This window comes from Silvimonas soli (genome assembly GCF_030035605.1).
Classification (GTDB): Bacteria; Pseudomonadota; Gammaproteobacteria; order Burkholderiales; family Chitinibacteraceae; genus Silvimonas; species Silvimonas soli.
The window spans coordinates 1,250,654-1,275,283 of sequence record NZ_CP106736.1 but is presented as its reverse complement, the minus strand read 5'-3'; the positions used below and the strand labels follow the sequence as shown (position 1 = coordinate 1,275,283).

The window sequence follows — 24,630 nt, the reverse complement described above, 5'->3', positions numbered from 1 at the left end:
GATCTCTCTATCTCACTTGAGCATTTTGGGATGGAAGTCAGCGACATATAAGGCCCCGGGCAAGCCATATACCAGCTTGCCGCTCTTGGCCTCAAAGCCACCATTGGAAGGAAAAAGGATGTCCAAGCATTGCATGCCTTGAGAACCACCGGCGAACACGCGATAGAGGATCCCGTTGCTGCCCTGGTAGGTATTCACCGCCGGACTCGATTGCCACTTCGGCTTGGCCGTGGTGCGTTTGTCCGGGTTGTAGTTGGTGTATACCTTGAGTTCTGGCGGATTGGCGGGCGTAGTCCCGTCTTGCAATACCGACAACTTGTTCAGCACGATTAAATGGCCGTTCACCTCATCATGCCAGGTCGTACCGTACAAGCCTTGCAAATGCTGATTGGTGGTGTATTCCCTGTCGTCTTTCAACGCTTTGACGCTACCAATCACGCGTGGACGATCCTGGTCACAGCGCGCCAGAAACGGAGTATCGGCATAGGCTTTGTCGATCAGCTTGAAGCCACTGTCTTGCTGGCGCACCATGCCCAGATTCACCGTTGCCAGTTGCGGCGTAAGTGGCTGGCCACCAAAGTTGATTACATTCGCAGGCAAGCCACCCGCCGTCGGAGAAGGCGCCGCAGCTTTTGCCGGCGAGCCGGAAATCGAAGCGTTGGCTGGCGCTGGCTTTACCGCAGCCACGCTCGCGGGTGCAGTGGTCTTGCCGGTATGGTGCCTGGTTGGGGTTGCAGCCGCCTTGTTGCTGGTCGGCGCGCTGTCTGCGCTCTGTTCGCTGGCACTCGCAAGCGTGCTGGAACGATAGAACTCATATCTTGGCTTGCGGGCTTCAATGAACTGGCGGAAGTTATCTTCGCCGTAAATTTCAACGAATTCCACGCGCCGATTCTGGGAGCGTCCTTCCGGCGTGCTGTTATCCGCAACGGGATAACCCTCGCCAGCCCCCTGGAAATACAGACTGGCCGCGGGGACTCCTTGCGTTTTCATGAACGCAGCAACCACTTTGGCGCGCCGTTCGGAAAGGTCCGCGTTCCAGCGCGATGAACCGGTATCGTCGGTATGGCCAACCAACAGAAGCCGGCGTGTACTCATGGTCTTACGCCAAGCCGCAATTTTGACTGGATCAGTGAGCCCTGCTGGAGGGTTCACATTCGCATATTCACGCGCAATGGCAGTGAAGTACTCAATGGCACGCGGTGTCAGCTGGTCCGAATTGGTTGCGAATTGCGCACTATCGCCATTGTTGTCGCGCAAGGACATGCTCATCCCCTGCGTGCCAGCACCGCCGGTGCTTCCCGCAGTGCCGGTGGCACCACCAGCAGTTGAATCACCCTGCGGATCCACTTTTACAAATGCAACGTCGAGATTGTATTGCTTGGCAATTTTCGACAACTCGCAGCGCTTGTGATCCATATCTGCGCCAATCAGTCCGCCCGCCAATGCGCCAAGCGCAGCGCCACCCAGTACAGCTGCAGCTTTCCCGTCGCCCAACTGCTTGCCGATCACTCCCCCAAGCACAGTGCCAACCACCAGCCCCCAGTTACGCGCGGTATCTGCACAAGGGTCATCGCTGGCAAAAGTCCGCTTGAGCAAGCTTTCCTGGCCGGATGATTGGCCGGTTTGCGGGGCTGCACACCCTGTCAAGCTAAGCGCTAGCGCGAGACATGTAATCTGCTGAAATTTTCCATTCAGTATGTAAGTTTTATCAGCCATGTTCATCATAAATATCTTATATATGCATTTATGATTACATAACAAGGCATCAAAATCGAGTGTCTGTGCCAGTGTGTTGTGGTTTACGCAATTTATTGTTAGTTTCGGATAAGCTTTATATTGACGACTTGATTACAAAAATAATTACGCGATGGCTCATTCTTCCCAAGGCCGACGAGCGCTGGTAGCGATGAAGGTGCGGGTAAGGGCATCGAACAAAATCTCGTGGCTCAGCGTGGGCCAGGGGGCAACCCGGAAGGCGCGACTGACTGGCGCAGAACTCCGGGTGGGCAGCCAGCATCTGGCGTAAATAACACCGATGAGAAGCCGCGCCTCGCTCAAGTAAACCCAGACAGGCTCACTTGGTTCGAAGCGCAATGGCACTAAGGCTGTCTGCGCGGCATGCATCGCGGATGCCGTGCGCCACTGCCGGATAACCGTGCAAAATTAGTGGATAGAGAGCGTTGCGCTCTTTCGCTCATACGCAATTCGAACATCTGCTTTGCATCACATTGCAGACTTCTTTCGCCGGCCACCTGGATAGCTGCTTTGGCTGAGCTGCGGCCAATGTGAAACAGACAGTCATTGGCAACTGTTCGGCCGAAGCGGACGGGTACCGGTGTCTGCTTCGGCTGAACACCAGCCAGCCGGACGAGGTTCTCGGCAGCATCTCGGCCGAAGCTGCCGTTCGCAATTGTGAAACGACACGGCTGGTTACAGCCGGGGACCCGACGATGGGAGCTCCGTAACCGTCAACGTCCAGTTTCTCTTGAATTGAACGGGTACTTTCGTACCCAAAATTGCCAGCCAACCGGTATCGTTCAAAAAAATAAATTCCGGACGCAATCCTAACGAAGAAAATACATGACTGCGGGGCGTCCAGCCCATTGAAAGCGCTTGGCTTGGCTGGAGACGCCGAAAACCTCCCCGTCCTTTCCAATAACACGAAAGGTGCTCGAGCTTTCGTTCTGATCTCCGGTCTGCCGGCGGCGGTAGCGGTCCATTAGTTCGTTCCGGTCTTCGGGGTAAACCAGTTCGATAAACGGGACCCCAATCAATTCGTTTTGCTCACTTCCAATTCGCGACAACAGCGCCTGGTTTGCAAAACGGATCAATGCGTCCTGCACCACACAGATGCTCTCATTAGCTGCTTCCGCAATTTCGAGGAAACGACGCTCCGCCTCTGCCAGCGCTCGCTCGGATTCCCGACGCTGACCATCTGAGTTCTCGCGTGTAAGTTGTACTTCTGCCAGCCTCCCCAGAAGCGACTCAGTCTCGGTGTATTTGAGGGTATGCGGGTCGGGGTCTTTGCTCATGACCGCCTGTAGATCTGCCACTGAACCACCAAGGACTGCCTGGAAACTGGCACGCAATCGCCACAGCAGGGTTACGAGAGCACCACATGCAATAATGAAGACCCACATCATGAAACGCGCGTGCCGCTGTGCAAGATCGACTTGGGCAGCCGTTCGCATGGCTACCATGTGGCTGAACTCGCTAATTGGCCCCATGATGGCCGCCTTGGCTCGTAGGTATGTTGCGTCATGCAGCATGCGTATTGCGGCCAGACGTTTCGCGGTGGCATTACCTGTTGTGGCTTCGTTTGGGGTCTCGTCCGCAATCTGCATGGCAGACCGTTCCAGACTGACCAAAGCATCCGACTTGAGCTTGGCCTCAGACAATTTGTTCATTTCAGGGATGGTAAATCCCACCGACTGAATGCGCATCAACAGCGCGGCAGGCGCAACAGTGTCAGGGGGCGGGGATGCGCCAGGAAGAAGATCCCAGTGCACACTGGAGTAGTCAGCCGGCCGTGGGCTGCGTCCATCACGTATATCCAGAATTTGCTGGTAATGGGCGCTATAGCGGGGGTCGCCAGTGACCACGTAGGTCCGAACCATGCGGGTCAGGTCTTCCGAAGTCTGGCGCAATTCGGTTGCAAGCTTCAGCGACTCCACCTGAATCCCGTATGCCACACGAACTTGATTCTCTGCCCGGGCATAAAAAATGAACGCCAGCATGCAACCAGCAAATACGCTGAAGCAGCCCCACAAAAGGAGCGTAAATCGTTTGAGTGTCCGATTGGTCATTCATCTTCCAGGCAACGCAGTAAGCACAACGGCTTGACGTGCATGACAATCGCCATGCAGGCTTTTGGCAAAACTTGATGGCGGCAAGCATACGCGTACAGCCCAGGCAAGCCAAACATGCGGTGTCATGGACTGGATATAAAGGATTTTAATTGGGTATTCACTTCAGCAGTCTGCGTCTGCGGATCTCTTTGCTTCTTGGAGTAATACTGCTCTACGTGGTTGTGGCCATTTGCTATCGCACCATAGAGCGGCGGGACGCTGATATTGCCAAAGCGCTGGAGGCCTTGCGCACGCAGGCTGCCCTTGTTGCAGATCAACAGTCGGGTATCGTTCAGGAAACGCGAGATCTGGCGACTTTTCTGTTTATTGGTCGGGACCCCACGCCCTTTGCCCGGACAGATCTTTGCAGCCAGGCATTGGCGCGTTTTCTCAAACGCAACCAGGCGCTGGACAATATTCGCCTGATACAGGCCGATGGATCAGTACTGTGCAGCGGCCGGGCAGCCGCGTTCGACGCGGCAAAAAATCGCGCATTTGCCGGCGCTGTATTGAACGAACCGGATGTGCTGGCTGGAACCGTCACCATCTCGACCACGGATGGGAAGCGCATTTTGCCGATCGGCATCGCAATCCGCACTGGAGCGCAAGCACCATCCCTGCTTTTGCTGGCCTCGCTTGATCTGGGCTGGTTTGGTCGTCGCCTTGGCGAAGCCAGTCTGCAGGGCGGAACCCGCATGGGTCTCGTGGATAGCCAGGGAAATGTACTGGCGCATTATCCCGACCCAGCGCGCATGGTCGGAAAAAAAATTTCAGAAACGGCATTTTTTCAGAACATCCTGGCCAACGGCGGTCAAGGCACCGGCGAGCAACCGGGCCTGGATGGTCAGTTGAGGCTGTACGCATTCACGCCATTTACTTACGCTTCCGGTGGACCCATCTATCTTTGGGCGGGTATCGACAAGAATACAGTGACCGCTGCAGCGGACCATCAGCTACTGAGTGGTGTCGCGCTCTGGCTGGGTCTTGCCCTGGTATCGTTCCTGGTGGTCTGGTTCGTCGGGGATCGACTGTTTATCCGGCCGGTTTCTGTGATCACGGAAACGGCACGCAAGCTGAGTTCAGGTGATTACCTTGCCAGAACAGGCATGGTTGCAGATGGTAGCGAGGTGGGGGAGTTGGCAGCCATGGTGGACCGCATGGCTGCCTCCATGGCATCGAAAGCCGAAATCCTCCGGCTGAACCGGGCGCTGCGCGTGCTGAGCGGCTGCAGCAAGAATATCGTTCTTGCGCAGAGCGAAGAAGCGCTGCTGGATGAAACCTGCCGCACGATCGTCGAGGCCGGAAATTACCTGATGGCCTGGATCACTTTCCGCGTGCAAGACGACGCGAAATCCGTGCATATAGCGGCCCGCTATGGCGCCAACATCAGCTGGCTTGACGGGGTGCCAATCAGCTGGTCCGATGATCATCAGGGAGGCGGCCCTACCGGCAAGGCCTTGCGCACAGGACAACCCCAGCTTGTCCAGGATATTGCGGCAGAACTGGACCTTGGGCCGTGGCAAGAGAAAATTTATGCGTTGGGGTCACGTTCAGCGGTGGCACTTCCGCTCACAGATGGCGGCATTGCCTTTGGCGCATTGACCATTCATGCCGCACAGGCGCACATTTTCAATCCAGAGGAAGTCGCGCTGCTGGAAGAACTGGCCGGTAATCTCACGTTCGGCATACTCACCCAACGTTCGAAACAGGAGCGCCAGCGTGCGGAAGAGCGTGTAGAGCGACTGGCGCGTTTTGATACCGCTACGGATCTGCCAAATGCTCTTGAGCTGGTATCGAGTCTGGAACTGGTTATTCGCCGCTCGCTGGCGAACGGGGGTCAATTTGCCCTGGTCACCATGCATATCGAACGGTTGCTCGACATTCAAGACGTGATCGGTATGGCTGGTGCAGACGAAATTGTCCGGCAACTCGCCCAACGGGTCTCTGCGGTCACCGGAGGAGTGCACTTTATCGCGCGCGTGGCGCGAGACGCCTTCGCGATGATCATGCCGCTCGATGTCGAGAGCCTGGCTGCAATTCCCCGGTATATCGAAGCCATTACCGAAGTCCCATATGAGTACGCTGGCATTCCAGTGGATATCCAGATATCTGCGGGCTCTGCGGTTTATCCCGAACACGCAACCGACCCCGACGCGCTGGTAAGGCGTTCTGACATCGCCGCACGGCAGGCCTGGTCACAGGGCGTCATTCACAATCTGTATGGCGGCGAATCCGAACGCGAAAGTCCAGAGCGCTTGACGCTGTTGTCGGATCTGCGTCAGGCAATCCGTACTGACCAACTAGTCCTGTTCTATCAACCCAAGGTCAGCGCCCAATCACCTGCCGTCATCACGGGGGCCGAAGCACTTGTACGCTGGTTCCATCCATTACACGGCGCGGTGTCGCCAGCCTCGTTTATTCCGCTGGCTGAGCAGACTGGTCTGATCAAGCCTCTCACCTATGCTGTCATTGAGATGGCGGCGCGGCAGGTGGCGACATGGCAGCATGCAAACAAACCAATGCGCGTAGCCGTCAACATATCGCCACAAAATCTGCTCGATCCCGATTTTTTTGACTTCGTGTCTTCGTTGCCGGAACGAACCGGCGCTGCTCTGAGTGGGCTTGACCTGGAAATCACGGAGACTGCGTTGATGAGCGATCCCGAGCGTGCTCGCCAAGTACTGGAGCAGTTTGCCAGACAGGGCATGCGTATCTTTATCGACGATTTCGGCACCGGCTATTCGTCGCTGGCGTATCTGGCGACGTTACCCATTTACGCTTTGAAAATTGACCGCTCGTTTGTGATGCGTATGAATGAGCCCAAGTACCAGACGATCGTCAGCAGTACGATTTCTCTGGCTCACGGGCTGGGGCTCAAGGTTGTCGCTGAAGGCGTTGAAACCTGGGAGCAAGCAGAGTTCCTGCGCGACCAGCAGTGTGACGATATCCAGGGCTTCCTCTATAGTTCGCCGAAAGCAGCAGAGGAATTTGTCGAATGGTGCGAGGTTGAATTGCAGACTATTCACACACGGTAATCCTGTCTGGACTGTCCGGACCTCGATAGACGCCCGCGACGTGGAGCCATTTGTGCGTGGACTATTACCCTGAAGCTGAGCAGCCGCGATCAAGGTCGGTCATTGGCACTAATCATGACGAGCAGACAGTACTGCTGATCACAATCGCCTGAATATCCGCCTACGAGCGACCAGATTTCCCATTGTATTTAGCCGGGCACCGCCTGCTCCGGGATCCGGTAAAAAAGGCGCCAGTACTCACCGAAATCAGACATCAGATCCATCGAGACCGCAGCTAAGCACGCGCACGCCGCTTTGCCGCCCGGTAGAATGGCCAATCGCATTTTGGTTACCTCGTGCTCGTCATTGTCGCGTTCCTGCCGCTTTTCTTGGCCCGGTACATGGCTTCGTCGCCATGGTGCAGCAAATCGCGCACATTGTTGGCCTGGTCGGGGTACGTCACGATGCCGATGCTCGACGAGATATCCAGCTCCACACCATCGTCCATGAAAAACGGCTGTTCAAGGGCAAACCGGATTTTCTCCGCAACCAGTATGGCATCTTCGATCTGGTGAGCATCCGGCAGAAGAATGACGAATTCATCACCGCCGACACGTGACGCAGTATCTGACTCGCGCAGGATGGCCCTCATGCGGACCGCAACTTGTTCCAATAACCAGTCGCCGGCTTGGTGCCCGTGCGCGTCATTGACCGCCTTGAACCTGTCTAGATCAACAAAAAGCAGCGACAGCTTGCGTTGTTCACGTTGGGCAAGCGCGAGCAGCTGGATTAGTCGGTCTTCCATCATTCGGCGGTTGGGAAGACCGGTCAATTGATCGAAAAACGCCATTTTCCGGATGGCGTCTTCAGCCATCTTGCGTCGGGTGATATCGCGGGTACTGCCTACAATGTGGGTCGGTCTGCCCGCACTATCGAGCATGATATTGGCTACCACCTCGCACGGGACGCTATGACCTTCCTTGTGCAGGTGCTCCAGTTCCATCGTAATAAAACGCGCCGAGAGATCTCCCTCGCCAATGCGCCGCATGCTTTCTTGTAATCTCTCTCTCACCTGGTTTACCGAACGGGGTGACACCATCTCTTCCAGCCGCTGTTCCAGAATTTTTTCTGCCGTCCAGCCACGTAGCCGTTCGGCAGAGGGGCTGACATAACTGCAGGTCAAGAAGGGGTAATCCATCACCCAGATCATATCTTTGCTGTTTTCAGCGATCAGGCGATACCGGTCCTGGCTTTCCTGCAAGGCTTCGGCCAGGCGTGCGCGTTCGATGACCATCTGCGCCAGCCGGGCATAGTCCCCCAGCAGGGCCAGATCATGGGCATCCGGTGCGGCCGGTTCTCGTTTATACATGCTGAAAACGCCGAGAATCCGTCCCTCCCCGTTCTTGATGGGGATGGCCCAGGCTGCACGCAGGCGTGCATTGAGTGCTCTTTCGCGCGTTGCCGCCCAACAAGGGTGTGTGGCAATGTCTTCAGCGATGACGGTTTCGCTGCGAAGAACGGCAGTGGCAGCAGACCCGTTCCCCTCGACAATCGGCATCCGCGCAGTAGCGTGCCACCATGACACGGGCAAATCGGGGGCGGCACAGCCGACCAGCTCCCGGCCATTGTCCGCCACCAGAAACACGGTGCTGAGCATGCCGGGACGATAGTCATTGATTATCCGTAGCATGGTGTCCAGTACTTCGGACAACGACGCATTCTGGCCCAGTTTCTCGAGCACCTGGTTATTCAGCCACAGGGCGTGGTTGTGCGCTGCCAGTTCTTGTTCAGCGGCCTGCCGGGCGAGAGTTTGTTCCTGTAATTCAGTCACGTCGGTGGAAAAACCGATCAGTGCCGGTGGTTGACCCGGTAGGTGCACCGGCACCCTGACCGCCATGTAGTAGCGGGGTTTATCTCCTGGCGCAGTGAAGGCGTCCATGCCGCTGTGCTTGCGGCCGGAGTCAAACACCTGGCGATCTTTGGCGTAGTAATCATCGGCCGCCGCTTGCGGCACGACCTCGCTGTCCAGCCGGCCGATAATCTGGTCGGCGGGCAAGCCGATCAGGGTAGCTGTCTTCGCATTGACGTAGACAAAGCGCCGTTCGCTGGTCTTGATGTAGGCAAGGGCGTCCACATTGTCGAGAACCAGATCCAGCAGCGCACGCTGCTGGCGATTGCGCTGGAAAAACCCCAGCAGCAGCCACTGCAGCACGCACAGGGCGGCAAACGCCAGCATGGAGAATGCCACCTGGATACGCCAATTGAACAGGTACGCGGCCTTGCTCGCACCCACCAGTTGCAGCCACTGACCATTGTTCAGCGGAGCGGATACGACAAGCCGCTCCACCCCATCAACCGGGGACTGGCTAAACTTCACGTCAGGTCCGTATCGGGTGTCCCTGTAAACTGACCGCTTGATTGATGGAGGGAGGCTTGTCTGTATACCGGCTTCACGTCCCGCAGCTGAATCCCCTGAATATAAATAACGATACAGTCTTTGTTGCGTATGCCCATCAGCAATGGACAGGATACCGTTTTCGCCCAGATTGAAGCCCCGCGCTGCATCGGTATTTAGCAACGTGGATAGCCTGCTCAGACTGGTAAAGCCGATGACGGTGCCCAATGAGTGTCCGTCCGGCAAGGTGATCCTTCGATAGTTTACTATCCCGCCCCCGCCTAGTTCGGGCGCATTTGGAAAGGAAACGAAAAAGGCGGTGGACTCGTCCAGGCTATCCTGGAAAGCCTGGTAACGTGGCACATCCTTAAAGGAGTTATTCGCCAACGCCGCCGGTGGCAGCGTCGACGACACCGGCACACTGGAATCAAGGGCGACGATATTGCCCGCCGGGTCCAGGACGACGATGGTATCCAGCCACGCCTTCTTTAATTCTTTTTGAAGCAGAGCATGTTGGGCTGACCAGTAATTTCGGCTGTCACTCATGACCCACACCGCCTCACCGGCAGCTGCGAGTTGATAGTCCAGTGTGGACTCGAGTTGCTCAAAACTGCGCTGATGCAGTGAGGAAACATTTTTCAGGCTTCGCACCACCCCGGCCTCAATCCAGTTGTGCTCAAGGTACAGGTAGCCTGCAATAAAGGCGCCTTGGACCAGTAGGGCCAGGACCAGCAGCCATCGTTGGGCGGTCAGGCTGAAAAATGGTAGGCGGATGAAAGAACGCAGGCGCATAACAGTACTCTCTAATCGCCAGTTTCTGCGAAGCACCGCCTCGGGAAATTCACGTAGCTCGCATCGAGAATGATGGATCTTTGATGGTCAATGCATTGACTAGGCAGGAAATGGATATTTGCAAAATGGAGCGCCAGTTATAAGTGTTTTCAGAAAGGAGGGGCTGAGCAAAACTGAGCGAAACAGCGGTAGTTGTTGGCAGTCGGTGAATACTGGTCTGCTCCTGCCAGCCAACTTCCGCTAAGGCCGAGTTGTGCGCATTAGCTTTTCGGCCGGTCTCGAGCAGAAGGATGCCATTCAACTGAGGCTCAAAAAATGCCGACGAACTGCGGCAATTCGCGACCACCCAGCATCCTGTTGCGCAGGCATGTCGCACACGCCAAACAATCAGACTCCGACCAACAACCAAGGAGTCTGTCGTGGAAACCATCAACAAGCGTGAAGTCTGGAACAAAGGAAAGCTCGTCGGCCAGAAGCCGCCCCTCAAGCCCAAGGACATCTGGGCCATCCGCATCCACCTACAGAATCGACATGCGGTGCGGGACCTCGCAATGTTCAACCTGGCAATCGACAGCAAACTGCGCGGCTGTGATCTCGTCAGTCTTCATGTGCGCGATATTACTCACGGCAACCAGATCCTTGCCCGGGCCATGGTCATGCAGCGGAAGACACAGCGGCCGGTGCAGTTCGAACTGACTGAGCCCACCAGGTCAGCAGTAGCGGCCTGGTTAGAGCAGGTTCACTTGCGAAGCGATCAGTATCTTTTTCCAAGTAGGGTGGGCAACTCTCTCCACATCTCAACACGCCAATATGCCCGGATCGTGCATCAGTGGGTCTACGCAGCTGGACTGGATTCGTCCGCCTATGGCACACATTCGATGCGACGTACGAAGGCAACGCTAATCTACAAGCGAACGAAGAACCTGAGAGCGGTTCAGTTATTGCTTGGACACACAAAACTGGAAAGCACGGTGAGATACTTGGGCATCGAGGTAGACGACGCACTGGAGATTTCCGAGCAAACGGAAATCTAGCCCCGCATTGGCGGTCGTGGCAGAGCCTACATTTGGCTTGTCACGACCACTCCCTTGCATACTGCATGCGCACTACCGTCCGAGAGCCGATTCAGGTGAGTTCCACTGTCCGTTGAAAAGACCGCTCTCATCTGAAACTAGCCGAACTGGCGACGCGTACATCTCGGCCAAAGCGGAAGTTGGCTGCATCACATTCGATGGCCGCTGCCGCCTCAAAACGGACTGGTCAAGTGGCAATAGCTATCGCGATAGTGATTCCCGCCCTGGTACGTTCGTGCTGCAGCAAACTCCCCCTGAAAAGCTCCGCACCCCGGCTTGCGAGTATGGCCGATATCCCCGTTCACCCATCGACTTAAAATGATGCGACCCAGTCACGGAAATTGGCGCGTTAGCGGTCGGAAAAATTACATGAGGCTGATTTATTTCGTAGACCTATATTGAAGCTCAGTGGTGGTCATTCCCCTGTTCGGGTTTATTAACATACCAATAAAAGTGGATCCCCCTGTGCATCTGCGACCCTTTCTCAGGTTTCCGGTAGATTCCGACATGACCGCCAAGCGAGCGCTGCTGGTCATGGTGATGCTCCTCCAGGGGTGTGGTGCGGCTGGTTACCTGCTTCTGGAGCATGGCTGGATTGAAGAGGCGGTGGTACAGAGCCTGAAAAACGTCTCGTCAATGCATCTGCGAAGTTTTGAGCAGTTGGAGACAACGCTGGACTACCAGCTCGCATTGCTCGGCGAGGTGGTACGAACCACGGGAGTGAACGAGGACAGCCTGCGGGAAAGGAAGCTTTTGTTGGGCGACGAAACACAACATCGATGGCTGGATACCGTCGCGGTCCTGGATCCAACCGGCAAAATCATTGCCCTTGACTCAGACGTGCCGGTGGCATCGGTATTGCCACCGACCGTGTTGTCTAGTTACTCCTTCAAGGATGCGCCCCAATATCGCTTTATCTACGATCGCAAGGTGAGGTCGGCATCCTTTTTTGTTTCCCGCCAGTTCGCTGCCGAATTGGGGGGAGGGGGAATGGTGACGTACCGGCTGATCAAGTCTCCGGATGGAAATTCATTGGGCAGCGTGATCGGCTTTACCAGCCTGCATAGCTTGTCTGTCATGCTCAATGCGGATGCGGCGCGGGGGTTCAATCTGGGCAAAGACGGCGTACTGGCCATTCTTGACTACCGCACGAATGAAGTACTGTATCGCTATACGTATGCAGGGGATCCGGCAGAGGGGCATCAGGCGGAGGTGCAAGCAATCAGCCGCGCATCTTTTCAGGACTCCCGTTACGGGTCCGATGTTAAATTTTATCGATCGCCGATTGACGGAACCGAACGACTTGCCGTGCTTGCTCCGCTGCATAATACGCAGTGGTTGCAACTGGTCGCGCAAAGCAAAGATGTGTACCTGGCCAAATGGCGGGTGCAGGTGGCCTTCTCGGTAGTTGTGTTTGCCTGTCTGTGTGTCATGCAGTGGCTGGTGTTGGGGGTTTTTCATCAGAATCAGCGCCAGCGCAAAGCGCTCAAATATGACGCACTGCACGACCTCATGACAGGGCTGGCTAACCGGCGCAAATTTTTCAGCTGGATCAAGGAGATCCAGCACCAGTCGGATCGCTACCTGCAGTCATGGAGCGTTCTTGCACTGGACGTGGATCACTTCAAGCAGGTCAACGACACCTATGGCCACGATGCCGGTGACGTGGTGCTGCGCACTCTGGCCGATATTTTGCGGGCTAGCGTGCGCGATTGCGACATCGCCGCACGGTTTGGCGGGGAGGAATTTGTCGTCGTTTTACCCCAGACCACGCAGCAGGGTGCCGTGGTGGTAGCGGAGCGCATTCGCCAGTCGCTGGCCCAGAAAGTCATCATCGCGAATGAACAGGAAATTCGCTGCACGATTAGCATCGGAATCGCCGAGTACCGGCCGCACACAGATCTGGATATAGACCAGGTATTGAAACAGGCTGATGGTGCGCTTTACCGCGCCAAAGCGGCGGGTCGTAATCGCGTGGAACTGAATGAATGACTGGCGGCGATCTGACTTGCAGCCAAAAGCAAAAGCCTGGTTATGCGCGTCCCTTCAGCTCAAGGACAGCGAACCGAACCTGCAGCTCGCGAGGGGACTGGCCAAATAGAGCATTGGCATTGGGGTGGTTCTCGGCCGGAGCGGCCATTGAGGACAACGTGCTACATTGGCCGCTATCGGCCAGGAGCTAACGGTCGAAAACCGCCCCCATAAGCAGTCACCGGATGTGCCTTAATATCTATATGCGTATGTGGGCGAGGCTGTAGAAAACGCTCTAAAAATAAATTCATTGCACACATTCTGCTAGGTTGCCCCGAACTTTTTTCGGCCAATTGGCGTTAGGCTCTACGAATGAACACGTTCATCATCGGCAGCACAGAGTTCGGAATCGATCCAGGTAAATCAACCATCGTTCATGATCGAGGGCAATTAACCCTTGAAATCCGGGGTGATGAGCACGTATTCACAATCTTGACGTGTAACGAAGATTCGGAGTGGTCGTGGGCGCTTTATCCTCCGCATCTCTACATTCGCGGCCTCGAAACGAAAGGTGGAAAGGCTGTCCTGAACGGCCAAGACGATGTCGAGGTGGCGCTGTACATGATGGAACACAACACCATCCTTGAAGCGACAGTGTCACTCACGCCAGCGAATGGCGTCGAGGTGTCAGGCCTCGTCGACCTAATAGGCGAGGTACAGCCCTTTCGCGTCAGCTTCGTGCGAAGTGAGGCCTGACACGTCAGTCAATCGGACACCCAAACTGCTGCGAAGTTTGGGTGTCCGCTACTGGCGCGTCGGTGCTGGTTACCTTCGACGTTAATGTCCGCTTCCCCTGACCGACAACGACAGTAAAGGGTCGGCAGCGGCCATCGAATGTGATGGCAGCCAACTTCCGCTATGGCCGAAATCCCGCCGATCCAGGGTACTTTGCCGAGAGGTTGTCGTCGGTCGAGCGTGACAACTTTAAGGATTGCCAACCGTGATAGATAAGGGCCATTTCTGATAGTCAACCAGCGCTGGCGGACCGACTCAATACATCCGGAATGACTGGTTCTGAATCACCAGTCTACAGGCTCCCTTCTTCCAGAATACTTTGTCAGCACTTTCGGAATACGCTTGGGAGAAAGCAATCGGCCATTAGCTTCTCAGTAATTCGGTGCAAATCAACTTTAAGCTAATAAATGTTAGTCAGTACCAGAGCCCTGGTACTGATTAGCAAGTGACAGGGTCAGTGTGCACCAGTGGTGAAAGACCAGGTGATATCAAGCGGAGTTGCCGTCGTGCTACCGGGCGCGGTGTAAGTGCCAGTAGCGTGAGCGGTGTACGCCGTGTTGACTGACAAGCCGGTAACCGCTGGGATGGCCAGTATTACGTTGTTCTCGATCTGGACCGCTGTGCTGGTGTGATCCCGGGTGATCAGCGGTACCGCTGTGCCGCAGGCATCATTGAGTGTGAAGGCTGTCAGCGTCAATTGCGAACCCAGACCGCCTAACAGGACGAGCGGATACCCAACGAGCTGGCCAGAAAAGGTGGTACCAGCCAACGGATCCGGTGACTCAAAGTCCTGCCAGAAAACGCGCACGCCAGTCTGACCTTGATACGGATAGGCAACCAGCTGATTCACCGGGGACGCGTTGAGGCTGCTGAAATCCGCGACCAGATGACCACTGTTTACCGCGACACCTTGATATTTGAAGTCAGCCATCATCAAAGTACGGTGGAGCGGAGCGTCAAACAGGTTTCGTGACAGAAAATCCCCAGTTTGGCCGGGCGCCCAAGCCACAACCTCGCCAGAGATGCCTCCGTTGGCCGGGTCAGCGGCGTTGGTTCGTGTCGCCGGATCGGCGCCGGTGAAGCCGGGGTTGGTAGGCACTTCATCGTGGCCAGTGGTGTTGTTTTGCTGCAGGTAGCCGGCATGGTTTGCGGCAGCCTGGTCGAGAGCTACATTGTCCGTCATGGACTGCAAGCCAAGCTCGGAGCGTACGCCGTTCAGGAAGTTGCGCGCGTCGGCCGTATCATTGCCGCTGGCAACATAACTATTGGCGCTCTTGCCAGGGGCGGCCAGCAGCGTTATGGCTCCGACCGATGTTGCGGTGGACGGAGCTGGAGCAGCGCACGCAGATGGCGTGGGCGTAGGTGTGGGCGTGACAACCGGGGTAGAGGCGGAGCCACTGCCACCGCTACCGCCACCACATGCAGCGAGTACCGCTGATGTGACCAGTGCAATTGAAATCGAATATTTGTTCATCGTGGTCCTAAACGGGCGTTGTTATTGGTTTTTGGCTTGTAGAAACCGTTTGGTTCAACAGCGACTAAATAGCCAAAATAAGTTTATGCTGATTGATGAATATAATCCACACTGAGGATTATATTCCGTGGATTGAGAGTCTCAAAAACATCACGCTCGCGACATGAGCTCCCCGCGTGATTTCCAGCAACTCAAAACTGCCCTGGCTGTTACAGTCAGGAGGAAGAGACATGCGTTGGGAATGTCACAAGAACAGTTGGCATTGAGTGCCAACCTGGATAGGTCCTACGTTTCACAAATCGAGCGAGGCATCAGCAATCCGTCTCTCGCCGTGATGGCGGATCTTGCTGGGCAACTTCAGTGTGATTTGGTGGACTTGTTGGTACCGAAGTCAGAAGGTGATTGAGTCTCGCCTGAATCACACAGACTCCCATATCGCCAATCCCAAAGAAAAAAGCGACATATCACCTTGGTGAGCGCTGCTTGTTTTCTTTGGTGTTTACGCCGATACCCTAAATGCTTACTCTCAAGCAGCTGGCGAATATGAGCTTTCGTTCAAGACCAAGTGCGAGGACAACTGGCCGAGTCGTTTGAGTTGCAGTTCTTGCCGCAGTTGAACAGAAACCTGGTACGCCTTGATATCCATTCATTGCAAGGTTCGCTTCCGCGGCACGCAATCCATGAATTGCAAGAACCAGCCCGGGGCTCCCCAGACTGTCGTGCCTTTGCAGTCGAGATAAAGGCGGGGAAGATTTGGGTGAAGCCTGAATATAAATCGATCAGGATCGGTTTGATGCGATTGAAACCAGCCCAATAGCGAACCATCGAAACGATACTGCGGGACCCGCAAAATCCCCTGGCTGAGCTTGCGCATGGAAAGCAAAATCTGTCCTGGATGCAGAAAATGAGCCTCGGGAATCAGCTCGCTGAATGAGCCCTCGATCAGCGTCCCTGCTTTGAGAGATGCGAAGCGCCGGATCAGGGTGTAAAGAATCGCCCAGTCAAAATCCGCGTATAACTGCTCCCCGAAAAAGTAGAACTCGACACCGGCGTGCGCAAAACGTGTGTCCGACAATCCAACATTGTTTCCGTCCCGGAACGCAAAAAAAGCGGGGCAGCGCAGAAAGTCGGGTTCTACCATCCCGCCTGACAAGCCGGGTGCGTCGGTGAGGTGTACCGCGGATGTGCCCGCGGCAGGAGGGCAATTGCCCCAGGCGAACGCCAGCTCAACGCGGCGGTTCCATAACGCCGCAGCTGCATGGCTGATAGACGGGGTGCGTGGCATCATTGATCTCCCCGGAATGGGTGGGGATCGCGTCGCCCTGGCATTCCCCGACGGGGTATGCAGATAGCAAATCCCATCAGCAGGTCACCGGTATAACCTTGCCTTCCAGATCGAACACCTGACCTGGCGCAAGGGCTTGAACATGACAAGCGTTGGTGCCGCAGGCGCCGGCGGGTCTGGTTTCGCTGTCCGTTCGAATGTAGAAATGCATTGCAGGCTCCAGCTTGCATGCAAGTTCGTCAATTTCGCGGAAACCATGGGCTTCCCAAGCAGCGGGGGCCTCGTAGGTAATCAAGACAGGTATCCTGAATTTTTCCAGTGCTTCCAAAGTGCCGGGAAATAGCGAGAGCTGAAAGTCGTCCCGTTTAATCTCCTGACCATGAGCCCCTTCCGTTCCTCGCTCATCGAGGGGCAATGACGTCATCTGAACCCGGCTCGCAAAAACAGGCTCCGCTGGGGGCATCCAGACTCTGCGATCAAATGCGCAGCTCAGCGTAGCAACGGCCAGGCTGCCGATATCCACGATTCGAATCGTCGCATTGTGTGGCGCAAGTGCCTGCCAGCATTGCCGGCCTTTCTCGGTCAGCCGCCCATCAATCGGGACCGCCAGCCAGTACAACCAGGTGTGGGCCCGCACGCGCTCGACAAGCGTTTCAAATGCGTTGAGTTCCAGATCTACCGCAGCAATGAAAACAGCCCGGGGTCTTTCCCGCTCGATGGCTTGGCTGAGGGCTTCAAAATCGTGCCCGTTCGCCAATGTCACCCAGCATTGTTGCCGCAGCGACTGCAGATCATCGGTGCTGTGACCTACATTGGAGAACACTTTCTCGCCAGATAGGACCTGCGCACTGACATCACGGCTCAGGCCCGACCACTGCTGACTCCACACATATGCAGCGTCACCGTCGAAGCCGCTCGCTCCGTCCAACTGATAAATTCGGCCAGATTGCGTTTTGCACTTCATCGTCTCCAAGTCAAAGCTCACGACCCTGGTGGACATACGTCCCCTGAAAGTCAGCTGGTTCTGCCCCAGTAGATGAATATCTCCCGTAGGAATCTCGATAAAACTCCATTTCCTGAGAGTCACTTCCGGTTGCACGCTGACTCCCGGTTCCTTCCAGATTGTCATGGGCCGATCCTCTTTGAATTATATGAAAGTGATGTGCCGGCCTGTCGCCATAGCAAATCTTGAAACTACGTTAATCGTAGTATATGTTTTATCACATGTGCAACGAAAAACGTAGTTTTCCGTTGATTTTTGAACGTGTGCATGGAGATGTGTGGTGGTTCCTTGTTTGCGATACTACGTATTACGTAGTATCGCAAACAAGGCCATTGCAACGATACTCGTAGCTTCGACAAATCGAGGTGATGGGTGTGCCAGCTCCAGCAGTGAATATATTCGGAGTGCGATTGAAAAAAATACGCAAGGAGGCCGGGCTTTCGCAAAAGGCAGTGGGCATCGCAGCCGGGCTGGATCCAAATGTCGCGAGTACCCGACTCAATCGTTACGAGCTAGGCATCCATCAAGTCGAGCATGCCATGGCGAAAAAGCTGGCTGAGGTGCTGAAAGTCCCGACTGCATATTTTTTCGCAGAGGACGAAGAACTGGCCGAGTTTATTTTGTTGTTTGCCCGCGCGGATGAGGCAACGAAGAAAAGGCTGCTGGAGGAGCTGCGCTCCGCGCAAAACTAACCGCTTTGTCCGGCCATTGCGTTGAGTGTCTAGTAGCGCAAGTCGGCCCAAAGGGCCACGCATCATCGAACCCCCCGATGAGTTGGTTGATGAGAGGCGTGCCGGTTCGTGGCGCCCCGCGGAAAAGTCAAACCAGTCTCCGCGAGGCCAACGGGCATCGTTAACCCGTTGGAAGCAAAATCCAGATCATCAAATGGTGATGATTTTGCAAGGATCGAATTCGGTATTCTCGGGTAAGGATTTCCAGGGGCGGGTGTACCCCCGGGGGTTGCAGGCAACCTGACATTGTCCGATTCGATAATCGAACGAATCGTGTGTATGGCCGTGAATCCAGACGTTGGCTTTGGCAACCAGCCCATCCATGGCGCTGGCAAAAGCGGGAGTCAGAGGTGACTGGGCAAACCGTTCAGGCACACTGAGTGCGCTTGGGGCGTGATGGGTGATCACACAGGATTTACCGGGGCACCGAGCAAGGGAGTCCTGCAGCCACGACCGGCTCTCGTGATGCAATGCAACTGAGTCTTCCGCGGAAAATAAACGCCGTTTGCCATTTTCTTCAAACGAAATCAATGAAAAATCATTGAGCCCGGTGTTGGCGTCAAATACACCCGCAGGGCGACCTTCCTGGTCATGGCCGAACAGCGCCATGTCAGTCCAGAGAGTGGTGCCATAAAAGTGCACGTCACTAATCACCATGGCGTCGCGCTCAAGGAAATAGACGCCTGATTGCCGGGCCGACTCCCTGAGTTGCGCAAGCATTGAGTGGTACTCATGCTTGTAGTACTCGTGATTGCCCGCGATATATACAACGGGACGATCACCGAACTGGGCGCGGATCCAGGGGAAAGCGGCATCACCAACGGCGATATCACCAGCCAGGATGATCACATCAGCATCGCCTGGGTCGACGCGCAGGGTGCTGAATTCAAGATGCAGATCACTCATAACCAGTAGTTTCATATTTCCCTCGGGCTATCTGGAACTGCCCAGACCTTGTTGCCACTGACAGGTTTGGTTTACCGGGCAATGGCTACCTAATCTGAGACCCCAGCATGCAAAAATAATAAAACTACGATAAACGTAGTTATGGCGTTGGTCAACATGGCACCCTCCGTTTTGCCATCAGCAGTGACTATGTTGATGGAGCCAGGCCACGGTAAGTCAGGATGTCGCGTTGATATGCCGGTACGCTCACCCGCGCAGAACCCGACGAATACCCGTGGAAGAGGGGGCATTCCCGGTTTTGACCGGTGATAACGGGAATGGGCGGGGTTTTCCCGGGTAGAACGGGGAAAAAACCAAGAGGTCCGGGAAAAAGCCGGATCCGCCCGGGTTTTCCCGGGAATTCTGGGACTAAAAAGCTCCGCGCAGAACGACCACGTCACGCCAACAGTCTCGCTCAAGCGGATTTTCGCTGGTTGACGCCAGGTAGTAGCGAGGTGGTTTTGAGTCATCAGCCAGGACGATTACATCAGCCGGGAAAGCGCATCCATCTGGGCGAGCACCGCGTAGCGAACTTGGGCCACATTTGCCAGCGGCAGGGTCGTTCCTGCCAAGGTTGCGTGCAGGGCTTCAAGACGCGGCACCATGGCCAACAAGTCGGCTCGCAATTTCGCACCCAGTTCTGCTGATTGAAAGACTTCCGCTGTAATCCATTCGACGACGGCACACCAGTCCGGGCGACCACCTGTTTCCAGGTTTTCGCCCCAGCGCATGCGGCGCGAAATACTGGCTGGGTGCATCGACATCGGTGCAAAGTCGAATAGTGGCGTCAAACCGATGTATCCATCTGCACGGCGCTGGATCGCCGTGTTGCGCGCATGATTGTCGGTGTTCTTCAGCGCAAGGTTGGCCACGTCGCGCCGTATGTATTCCAGGATAGAAAAATAGCCATCCGAGCACAAATCATGGAGCGCCTGGCATACTTCCTCGTGGGGCGGGACATCTTCAAAGCCGGCACGGCCTGTCAGGCTGGCAATGCTCTCCTGCCCGTGGCGAAGCGCAAGGCCATCTTCCGTGACTGCACGATCGAACCTGGGAATAAACAGCGCACGGTGTTTTTGCTGAAGCGGGGCGTGAACAAAAAGGCCCAGGCCCCGGGCGAATTCCATGTATGGCGCCTCGCAATCAAAAATGGCCTGCGTGCGCTCCGGGCTGTTTTTCGGATTGAATTTGACAATGTAGTGCGCGGCCGCTTCGCTATCCGGCAATGCATGATCGAGGTGCAGCAACCCGGCCCGATCCCGCGTGAGCATGGCTTTGGGCCATTCCCCTTGGGCACCCGAAGAAAACATCAGGGCATCGCTCTGGGTCAGATATTCGATGAAATCAGCGTCATGGCCGCACACCTGGTGATCTGTGAATCCGGGCAGTCTGACTTGATTACTGACCAGCCAATCCGCTGCCTCTTTGACCCGCATGTTGCCAATCGGGCTGCCTGCGCCGGCGCAGAGCAAACGCCAGTCTGCGGCTGCTTCCGCCGCCACTGACAAACCGAGATGGGGCAGGAGCTTATCGCGGCCGAAGCCTTGTGGCAGCAGGTCAATCAGAAACGCTGGCCAGGCATTGTGCCATTCCAGATCGATTCCCACGGGCACGGCAGCACTGACGGCGCAGGCATCCCGCCTGGCGCGATGTTCTAGAGCCCAATTCGCATCGTATCCAAACCGCGTGGGCGCTTTCCAACCGGAGTCGGGACCATCGGTCAATTCTGTGAAGGCTGCGTCGTGCCATTTGTTTTCGTGGAAGATTTGAACAGTGCAAGCATTGCTCATCAAACGATCCTTCATGGAGGAACAAAAGGTGGGGTGACAGGGCGGGCTACCTCCTGAGTGTGGCTTCCGGGCGCAGGCCGACAACCACTAGTAGCTTGTTCATTATTTATACAAAAAAAACTACGATAAACGTAGCTATTGGGTTGGTCAACAAAGCGCTGAGGATTGCTTTGTAGAGGCATGAATACCCAATCTTGTGGGGGCCGGCTCTGAGAGTGGAGGAGTGTGCTGAAATGAAGGGATGGGCACTGCGGATGGAGTCGAGCAAAAACGGTGGAAGAAGATGGCTCCCAGTTCGGCTCGGCTATATCCGGGCAAGGCCGACAGTACCCCGGAAATCCCGGGAAAAACCAAATGGACCCGGGAAAATATTGTCATTGATGCGAAGCGCTTCATGAATCCTTAGCGAGGAAAGCGCCTTAACAATCGACGTGGCAGAGCTCTGCTGCTTCACTCGAATATTTTTGCCGCGAGGCTTTCAATAGGATCAGTCACCAAGCAGTTGCTATCTGGCCTATGCCACTGGAAATACGTCCTGGCCAAGGAGAAATGCAAAAAATTCATGGCTCGGGTCTTTTGAGCCCACTGAACTATGTTCCCCTGGCAGCAAAGTCAGGACCGAAACGCTAAAACGAATTGGCTTTTGCGACTTAACGGCACCCGGTACGAAATCACAGGCCGGTCCGGGTGTGAAGTGAGTGGTGTAGTGAGGCCGCCAGCAGCACGAACCCGCCGAAGCGACTCAGTGGTCTTGCTGCACCGCCCGAGTGCTGCAGGAATCCCGATTCTTTTTTCAATCCATATACAGACCTAACAGGTCGATGCAAAAAAGAATGCACAAAACTTCCCAAGCCCCGTTAGTAGTGCAACAGGAACCCCGGGCTGACCGACCCAAGCGCTCAGGAGTATGACGACGGCCACCGGACACAAAGGGCGGTTCGTAACGCTTGCCAGGATGGTGTTAGTTGCCAGATACGGTTTCCCATTCCTTGTCCGGGTAACCAATCATCAGGTTACAGGCCCAACCCCCACGTATTGCTTGCTTGCGTCATGGGTAAGCGCATTATTACCCAGCGTCATCTGCGGGTGATGCCACTTTTCATCACGCGGGTGAGGCTTCTCATGAAAACGCTAAGGTTCGCTGTCGGGGTTGTGGCGGGGCTGCTGTGTTCAAGTGTCTTTTCCAGTACGGAATACCACTACAGTTATACGTTTCAGCAAGGTGCAGACCCTGGCATCGACTTTACGATGTCAGGCACTTTCTGGGGCACGGCAAGCGGCAATGTAATCAATCATCTTGCAGATTTCACTTTGAACGAGACAGACCACGACGGTCATTTGCTGTTCAGTGCAGATAGCAGCCAGATACACGTAACTTCGGCCCTCGGTGATTTCTTGCCACCACTCATGTCATTCGATGGCCACGATAACTATTTTCAGTTGTACGTACCTCTTCTCCCCAATCCGGTCTTCAATTACGTCACATTCCTTGGCTATGGCTCCAACCGGTCAGGCAATTTATACGGTCCCGGGCTGGATTATTACTTGGGCCATGGGTTCGGTCTTGATGCCTTCAAGGTAGAGGGGGAGCCATCGTCGTGGTCTTTGACTGCCGTTTCTCCCGTTCCTGAACCGGAAACCTATGCATTGTTGGGACTGGGTCTGGTTGGGCTATTCGCGTCACGGCGCCCAAAGGTCTGGTTAACCGCCCTGCGCAGAACGGAACAATGAGCGGGTCAGACCTGCTCATTCGGTGCATCCAATTTGCACAGTTCTTTACCGCGGCGACACAAGCACCGGGCGAGAAAAAGCCCGCATCTGCGGGCCGCTCGAAACTGGGAAGGGCTTAGAGGTGGAATAGGTGCTTGGCCTGAATTTTCCGGCTTTGCTCACCGATCTGGTATTCGATGTGATGGAACGAAAGGCGGCGCATGACCGCTTCGATCGTTTCTTTCTGTGCAGTTTCTCCAAGCGGGAAATCCACGATACGGCGCGGGGCCATATTCTCCGGGAATGCGTGCTGGATGACTGCTTCAAGCACCAGTGAGTCCACCTGTGACGGGGCGAGTGCTTCGCCGAAGTCATAGGTAAATGTCTTCTCGTTTTCGTGCGTTCTGTAGGTGATGCGGATCGGTTTCATGGTGTCACAAGCCTCCTTTTACCTGAGGTGCACTAGGGTTGGATGAGTGGTATTTCACTGAATATGATTTGCTACCTTGAAATTCAAGCACGACCTAGGCCATCTGCCGATCAGCGGCAAAGTTGCCTGGATGCTCGGCTGGCGACTGGCGCCGCCATTAGCGATTTCGGATAAATGCCGCTTTTGCGCGAAAAAAGGCCGGGTGATTTACCCGGCCTCAAGTGGTGTACAACCGCACGCAATTGGCCTGGCGGCCAAATGCGTTTCTAACTCTGAAGCCGTCTTTGTGTGCCGGTTTTGTGCGCAATCAATCTCATGACTTACTTGGCTTGCTGAGTCATTGCAGCGTTTCGCCATTGCTGCCGATGCCGTATCTCCTCGCTGCTTCCTTGAGCTTTTCCGCTACGGTTGCGTGGGCGAATTCGATGGCGGGCAAGATGATGGGGCGTGCGGTCAGAATTTCGTAAAGGTCGGTTTCTGGCTTGAAATAGAGCCGCCCATCAGCGTCAGCGAGATCAACCAGCTCTTCTCCCGCGGCGCGGTCGATGACGTATCGGGACATCATGAGGCGAACGGCTTCTATCTCTCGCGCTGTCGGTCGATGAGCATCCTTGCTGAACTCGCGCAATACAAACCAGCTTGAAAAGCTGGTGGTAACGACATCATCCAATGTATTGAGTAGTGGCTCGTCCATGCCTTGCGGCGGGTTGATCCGGAGTTTTTCATTGTGCGTTGCCGGATAGCCCACCAGCTCATTGATCACCAGTTCGCCGTTATCCACGATCAGGCCGCCGAAGCCGACATAGAGGTTTGAAACTGCGGTGGCCGCCTCTCGCTCGATAGCATCAGATGCGGGCTTGTATGGGTCTCGCCGCCATACCGACATTGTCAAAGAGCCCGCTGTGTATCCCTTCTCGGTTGCTGCTTGCCGAATCGACATCCGAAAGTCTTTGCTAACAATGTCTACACCATCTGACACACGGGTTTGTTCAAACATGGGAGCCTCCTACGAGAGATCACTTGGGTAATGGATATCAATATAGAACGAACGTTCACTTCGGGTAAAAGTGAACCGACGTACGTAACCCTTAACCAATATCACACACCCATTCCTGCACCACGGCACACCCATCTGGCGTGAGCTGAAAACCAATAAAACGGATACGCACTTTACCGTCGAAGTTAACCAAGCCACCTATCTTGGGATCGTATAGCGGGGGCAGCAGGTGATCTGGCGGGCTGCCATCTTCACCTTTGCGGTTCACGTTCAATACATGGCCTTTGTAGTTCTGGGTGTCGGTACCTGTCATTTTTAGATATCCGCAAACTGCCTGATCTTTGGACGCACGGTCTTGTCGTTTTCCGCGCTGGCGT

The 24,630-nt window shown here is 55.3% G+C and carries 18 protein-coding genes; 7 read left to right on the top strand and 11 right to left on the bottom strand.

Annotated elements, in window-relative coordinates:
• Positions 1-12: 12 nt before the first annotated feature.
• Complete coding sequence (locus N7220_RS05790; protein WP_283150510.1) at positions 13-1,647, bottom strand: OmpA family protein; 1,635 nt, start codon at positions 1,645-1,647, stop codon at positions 13-15.
• Positions 1,648-2,564: 917 nt separating this feature from the next.
• Positions 2,565-3,806 carry a PAS domain-containing protein gene (locus N7220_RS05785; RefSeq protein ID WP_283150509.1) on the bottom strand — a complete coding sequence of 414 codons (1,242 nt, stop codon included), beginning with the start codon at positions 3,804-3,806 and terminating at the stop codon, positions 2,565-2,567.
• A gap of 152 nt (positions 3,807-3,958) precedes the next feature.
• On the opposite strand from N7220_RS05785, the gene N7220_RS05780 reads away from it, so the two are divergent.
• On the top strand, positions 3,959-6,883 hold the full coding sequence (locus N7220_RS05780; protein ID WP_283150508.1) for a bifunctional diguanylate cyclase/phosphodiesterase: 2,925 nt from the start codon (positions 3,959-3,961) through the stop codon (positions 6,881-6,883).
• A gap of 328 nt (positions 6,884-7,211) precedes the next feature.
• Here N7220_RS05780 and N7220_RS05775 read toward each other — a convergent pair whose 3' ends face one another.
• Positions 7,212-10,049: a diguanylate cyclase gene (locus N7220_RS05775; RefSeq protein WP_283150507.1), complete on the bottom strand. Its 2,838-nt coding sequence runs from the start codon at positions 10,047-10,049 to the stop codon at positions 7,212-7,214.
• A gap of 419 nt (positions 10,050-10,468) precedes the next feature.
• Between N7220_RS05775 and N7220_RS05770 the strand changes: the two genes are divergently transcribed.
• The 3 genes from N7220_RS05770 to N7220_RS05760 all read left to right on the top strand — a co-directional run bounded on the left by N7220_RS05770 (position 10,469) and on the right by N7220_RS05760 (position 13,849).
• A complete protein-coding gene (locus N7220_RS05770; RefSeq protein WP_283150506.1) occupies positions 10,469-11,083 on the top strand; it encodes a tyrosine-type recombinase/integrase in 615 nt (204 codons plus the stop codon).
• A gap of 546 nt (positions 11,084-11,629) precedes the next feature.
• Positions 11,630-13,114 carry a sensor domain-containing diguanylate cyclase gene (locus tag N7220_RS05765; RefSeq protein ID WP_283150505.1) on the top strand — a complete coding sequence of 495 codons (1,485 nt, stop codon included), beginning with the start codon at positions 11,630-11,632 and terminating at the stop codon, positions 13,112-13,114.
• A gap of 351 nt (positions 13,115-13,465) precedes the next feature.
• Positions 13,466-13,849: a hypothetical protein gene (locus N7220_RS05760; RefSeq protein ID WP_283150504.1), complete on the top strand. Its 384-nt coding sequence runs from the start codon at positions 13,466-13,468 to the stop codon at positions 13,847-13,849.
• A 493-nt stretch (positions 13,850-14,342) separates the two neighbouring features.
• Here N7220_RS05760 and N7220_RS05755 read toward each other — a convergent pair whose 3' ends face one another.
• Positions 14,343-15,362, bottom strand: coding sequence for a CAP domain-containing protein (locus N7220_RS05755; RefSeq protein WP_283150503.1), 1,020 nt, complete (start codon positions 15,360-15,362; stop codon positions 14,343-14,345).
• Between the two features lie 163 nt (positions 15,363-15,525).
• Between N7220_RS05755 and N7220_RS05750 the strand changes: the two genes are divergently transcribed.
• A complete protein-coding gene (locus N7220_RS05750; RefSeq protein ID WP_283150502.1) occupies positions 15,526-15,768 on the top strand; it encodes a helix-turn-helix domain-containing protein in 243 nt (80 codons plus the stop codon).
• Positions 15,769-16,008: 240 nt separating this feature from the next.
• Here the strand turns inward: N7220_RS05750 and N7220_RS05745 are convergent, their stop codons facing one another.
• Together N7220_RS05745 and N7220_RS05740 are read right to left on the bottom strand one after the other, a co-directional pair.
• Complete coding sequence (locus N7220_RS05745; RefSeq protein ID WP_283150501.1) at positions 16,009-16,650, bottom strand: hypothetical protein; 642 nt, start codon at positions 16,648-16,650, stop codon at positions 16,009-16,011.
• Positions 16,651-16,723: 73 nt separating this feature from the next.
• Positions 16,724-17,776 carry a hypothetical protein gene (locus N7220_RS05740; protein ID WP_283150500.1) on the bottom strand — a complete coding sequence of 351 codons (1,053 nt, stop codon included), beginning with the start codon at positions 17,774-17,776 and terminating at the stop codon, positions 16,724-16,726.
• A gap of 284 nt (positions 17,777-18,060) precedes the next feature.
• Here N7220_RS05740 and N7220_RS05735 point away from each other — a divergent pair, with 284 nt between their 5' ends.
• Positions 18,061-18,342, top strand: a complete 282-nt coding sequence (locus N7220_RS05735; protein WP_390901567.1) for a helix-turn-helix domain-containing protein — start codon at positions 18,061-18,063, stop codon at positions 18,340-18,342.
• Positions 18,343-18,531: 189 nt separating this feature from the next.
• On the opposite strand, the gene N7220_RS05730 is transcribed toward N7220_RS05735, so the two are convergent.
• Both N7220_RS05730 and N7220_RS05725 read right to left on the bottom strand, forming a co-directional pair.
• Complete coding sequence (locus N7220_RS05730; protein ID WP_283150498.1) at positions 18,532-19,302, bottom strand: metallophosphoesterase; 771 nt, start codon at positions 19,300-19,302, stop codon at positions 18,532-18,534.
• 506 nt (positions 19,303-19,808) lie between these two features.
• Positions 19,809-21,116 (bottom strand): type II toxin-antitoxin system HipA family toxin, encoded by a 1,308-nt coding sequence (locus N7220_RS05725; protein ID WP_283150497.1) that lies wholly within the window; start codon positions 21,114-21,116, stop codon positions 19,809-19,811.
• A 1,050-nt stretch (positions 21,117-22,166) separates the two neighbouring features.
• On the opposite strand from N7220_RS05725, the gene N7220_RS05720 reads away from it, so the two are divergent.
• Positions 22,167-22,847, top strand: a complete 681-nt coding sequence (locus N7220_RS05720; RefSeq protein ID WP_283150496.1) for a PEP-CTERM sorting domain-containing protein — start codon at positions 22,167-22,169, stop codon at positions 22,845-22,847.
• A gap of 115 nt (positions 22,848-22,962) precedes the next feature.
• Here N7220_RS05720 and N7220_RS05715 read toward each other — a convergent pair whose 3' ends face one another.
• From N7220_RS05715 to N7220_RS05705, 3 genes are all read right to left on the bottom strand, one after another.
• The gene (locus N7220_RS05715) at positions 22,963-23,256 is read right to left on the bottom strand and encodes a hypothetical protein (protein ID WP_283150495.1); all 294 of its coding nucleotides are present in this window, start codon (positions 23,254-23,256) and stop codon (positions 22,963-22,965) included.
• A 337-nt stretch (positions 23,257-23,593) separates the two neighbouring features.
• Positions 23,594-24,253, bottom strand: coding sequence for a hypothetical protein (locus tag N7220_RS05710; RefSeq protein ID WP_283150494.1), 660 nt, complete (start codon positions 24,251-24,253; stop codon positions 23,594-23,596).
• A gap of 91 nt (positions 24,254-24,344) precedes the next feature.
• The gene (locus N7220_RS05705; protein WP_283150493.1) at positions 24,345-24,566 is read right to left on the bottom strand and encodes a hypothetical protein; all 222 of its coding nucleotides are present in this window, start codon (positions 24,564-24,566) and stop codon (positions 24,345-24,347) included.
• Positions 24,567-24,630 lie beyond the last annotated feature (64 nt).

Coding starts and splice junctions, on each gene's coding strand:
- N7220_RS05750 (WP_283150502.1), top strand. CDS start 15,526: ATGAGCTCCCCGCGTGATTTCCAGCAACTCAAAACTGCCCTGGCTGTT.
- N7220_RS05775 (WP_283150507.1), bottom strand. CDS start 10,049: ATGCGCCTGCGTTCTTTCATCCGCCTACCATTTTTCAGCCTGACCGCC.
- N7220_RS05755 (WP_283150503.1), bottom strand. CDS start 15,362: ATGAACAAATATTCGATTTCAATTGCACTGGTCACATCAGCGGTACTC.
- N7220_RS05715 (WP_283150495.1), bottom strand. CDS start 23,256: ATGAAACCGATCCGCATCACCTACAGAACGCACGAAAACGAGAAGACA.
- N7220_RS05740 (WP_283150500.1), bottom strand. CDS start 17,776: ATGACAATCTGGAAGGAACCGGGAGTCAGCGTGCAACCGGAAGTGACT.
- N7220_RS05765 (WP_283150505.1), top strand. CDS start 11,630: ATGACCGCCAAGCGAGCGCTGCTGGTCATGGTGATGCTCCTCCAGGGG.
- N7220_RS05720 (WP_283150496.1), top strand. CDS start 22,167: ATGGGTAAGCGCATTATTACCCAGCGTCATCTGCGGGTGATGCCACTT.
- N7220_RS05730 (WP_283150498.1), bottom strand. CDS start 19,302: ATGAAACTACTGGTTATGAGTGATCTGCATCTTGAATTCAGCACCCTG.
- N7220_RS05705 (WP_283150493.1), bottom strand. CDS start 24,566: ATGACAGGTACCGACACCCAGAACTACAAAGGCCATGTATTGAACGTG.
- N7220_RS05710 (WP_283150494.1), bottom strand. CDS start 24,253: ATGTTTGAACAAACCCGTGTGTCAGATGGTGTAGACATTGTTAGCAAA.
- N7220_RS05745 (WP_283150501.1), bottom strand. CDS start 16,650: ATGATGCCACGCACCCCGTCTATCAGCCATGCAGCTGCGGCGTTATGG.
- N7220_RS05725 (WP_283150497.1), bottom strand. CDS start 21,116: ATGAGCAATGCTTGCACTGTTCAAATCTTCCACGAAAACAAATGGCAC.
- N7220_RS05785 (WP_283150509.1), bottom strand. CDS start 3,806: ATGACCAATCGGACACTCAAACGATTTACGCTCCTTTTGTGGGGCTGC.
- N7220_RS05760 (WP_283150504.1), top strand. CDS start 13,466: ATGAACACGTTCATCATCGGCAGCACAGAGTTCGGAATCGATCCAGGT.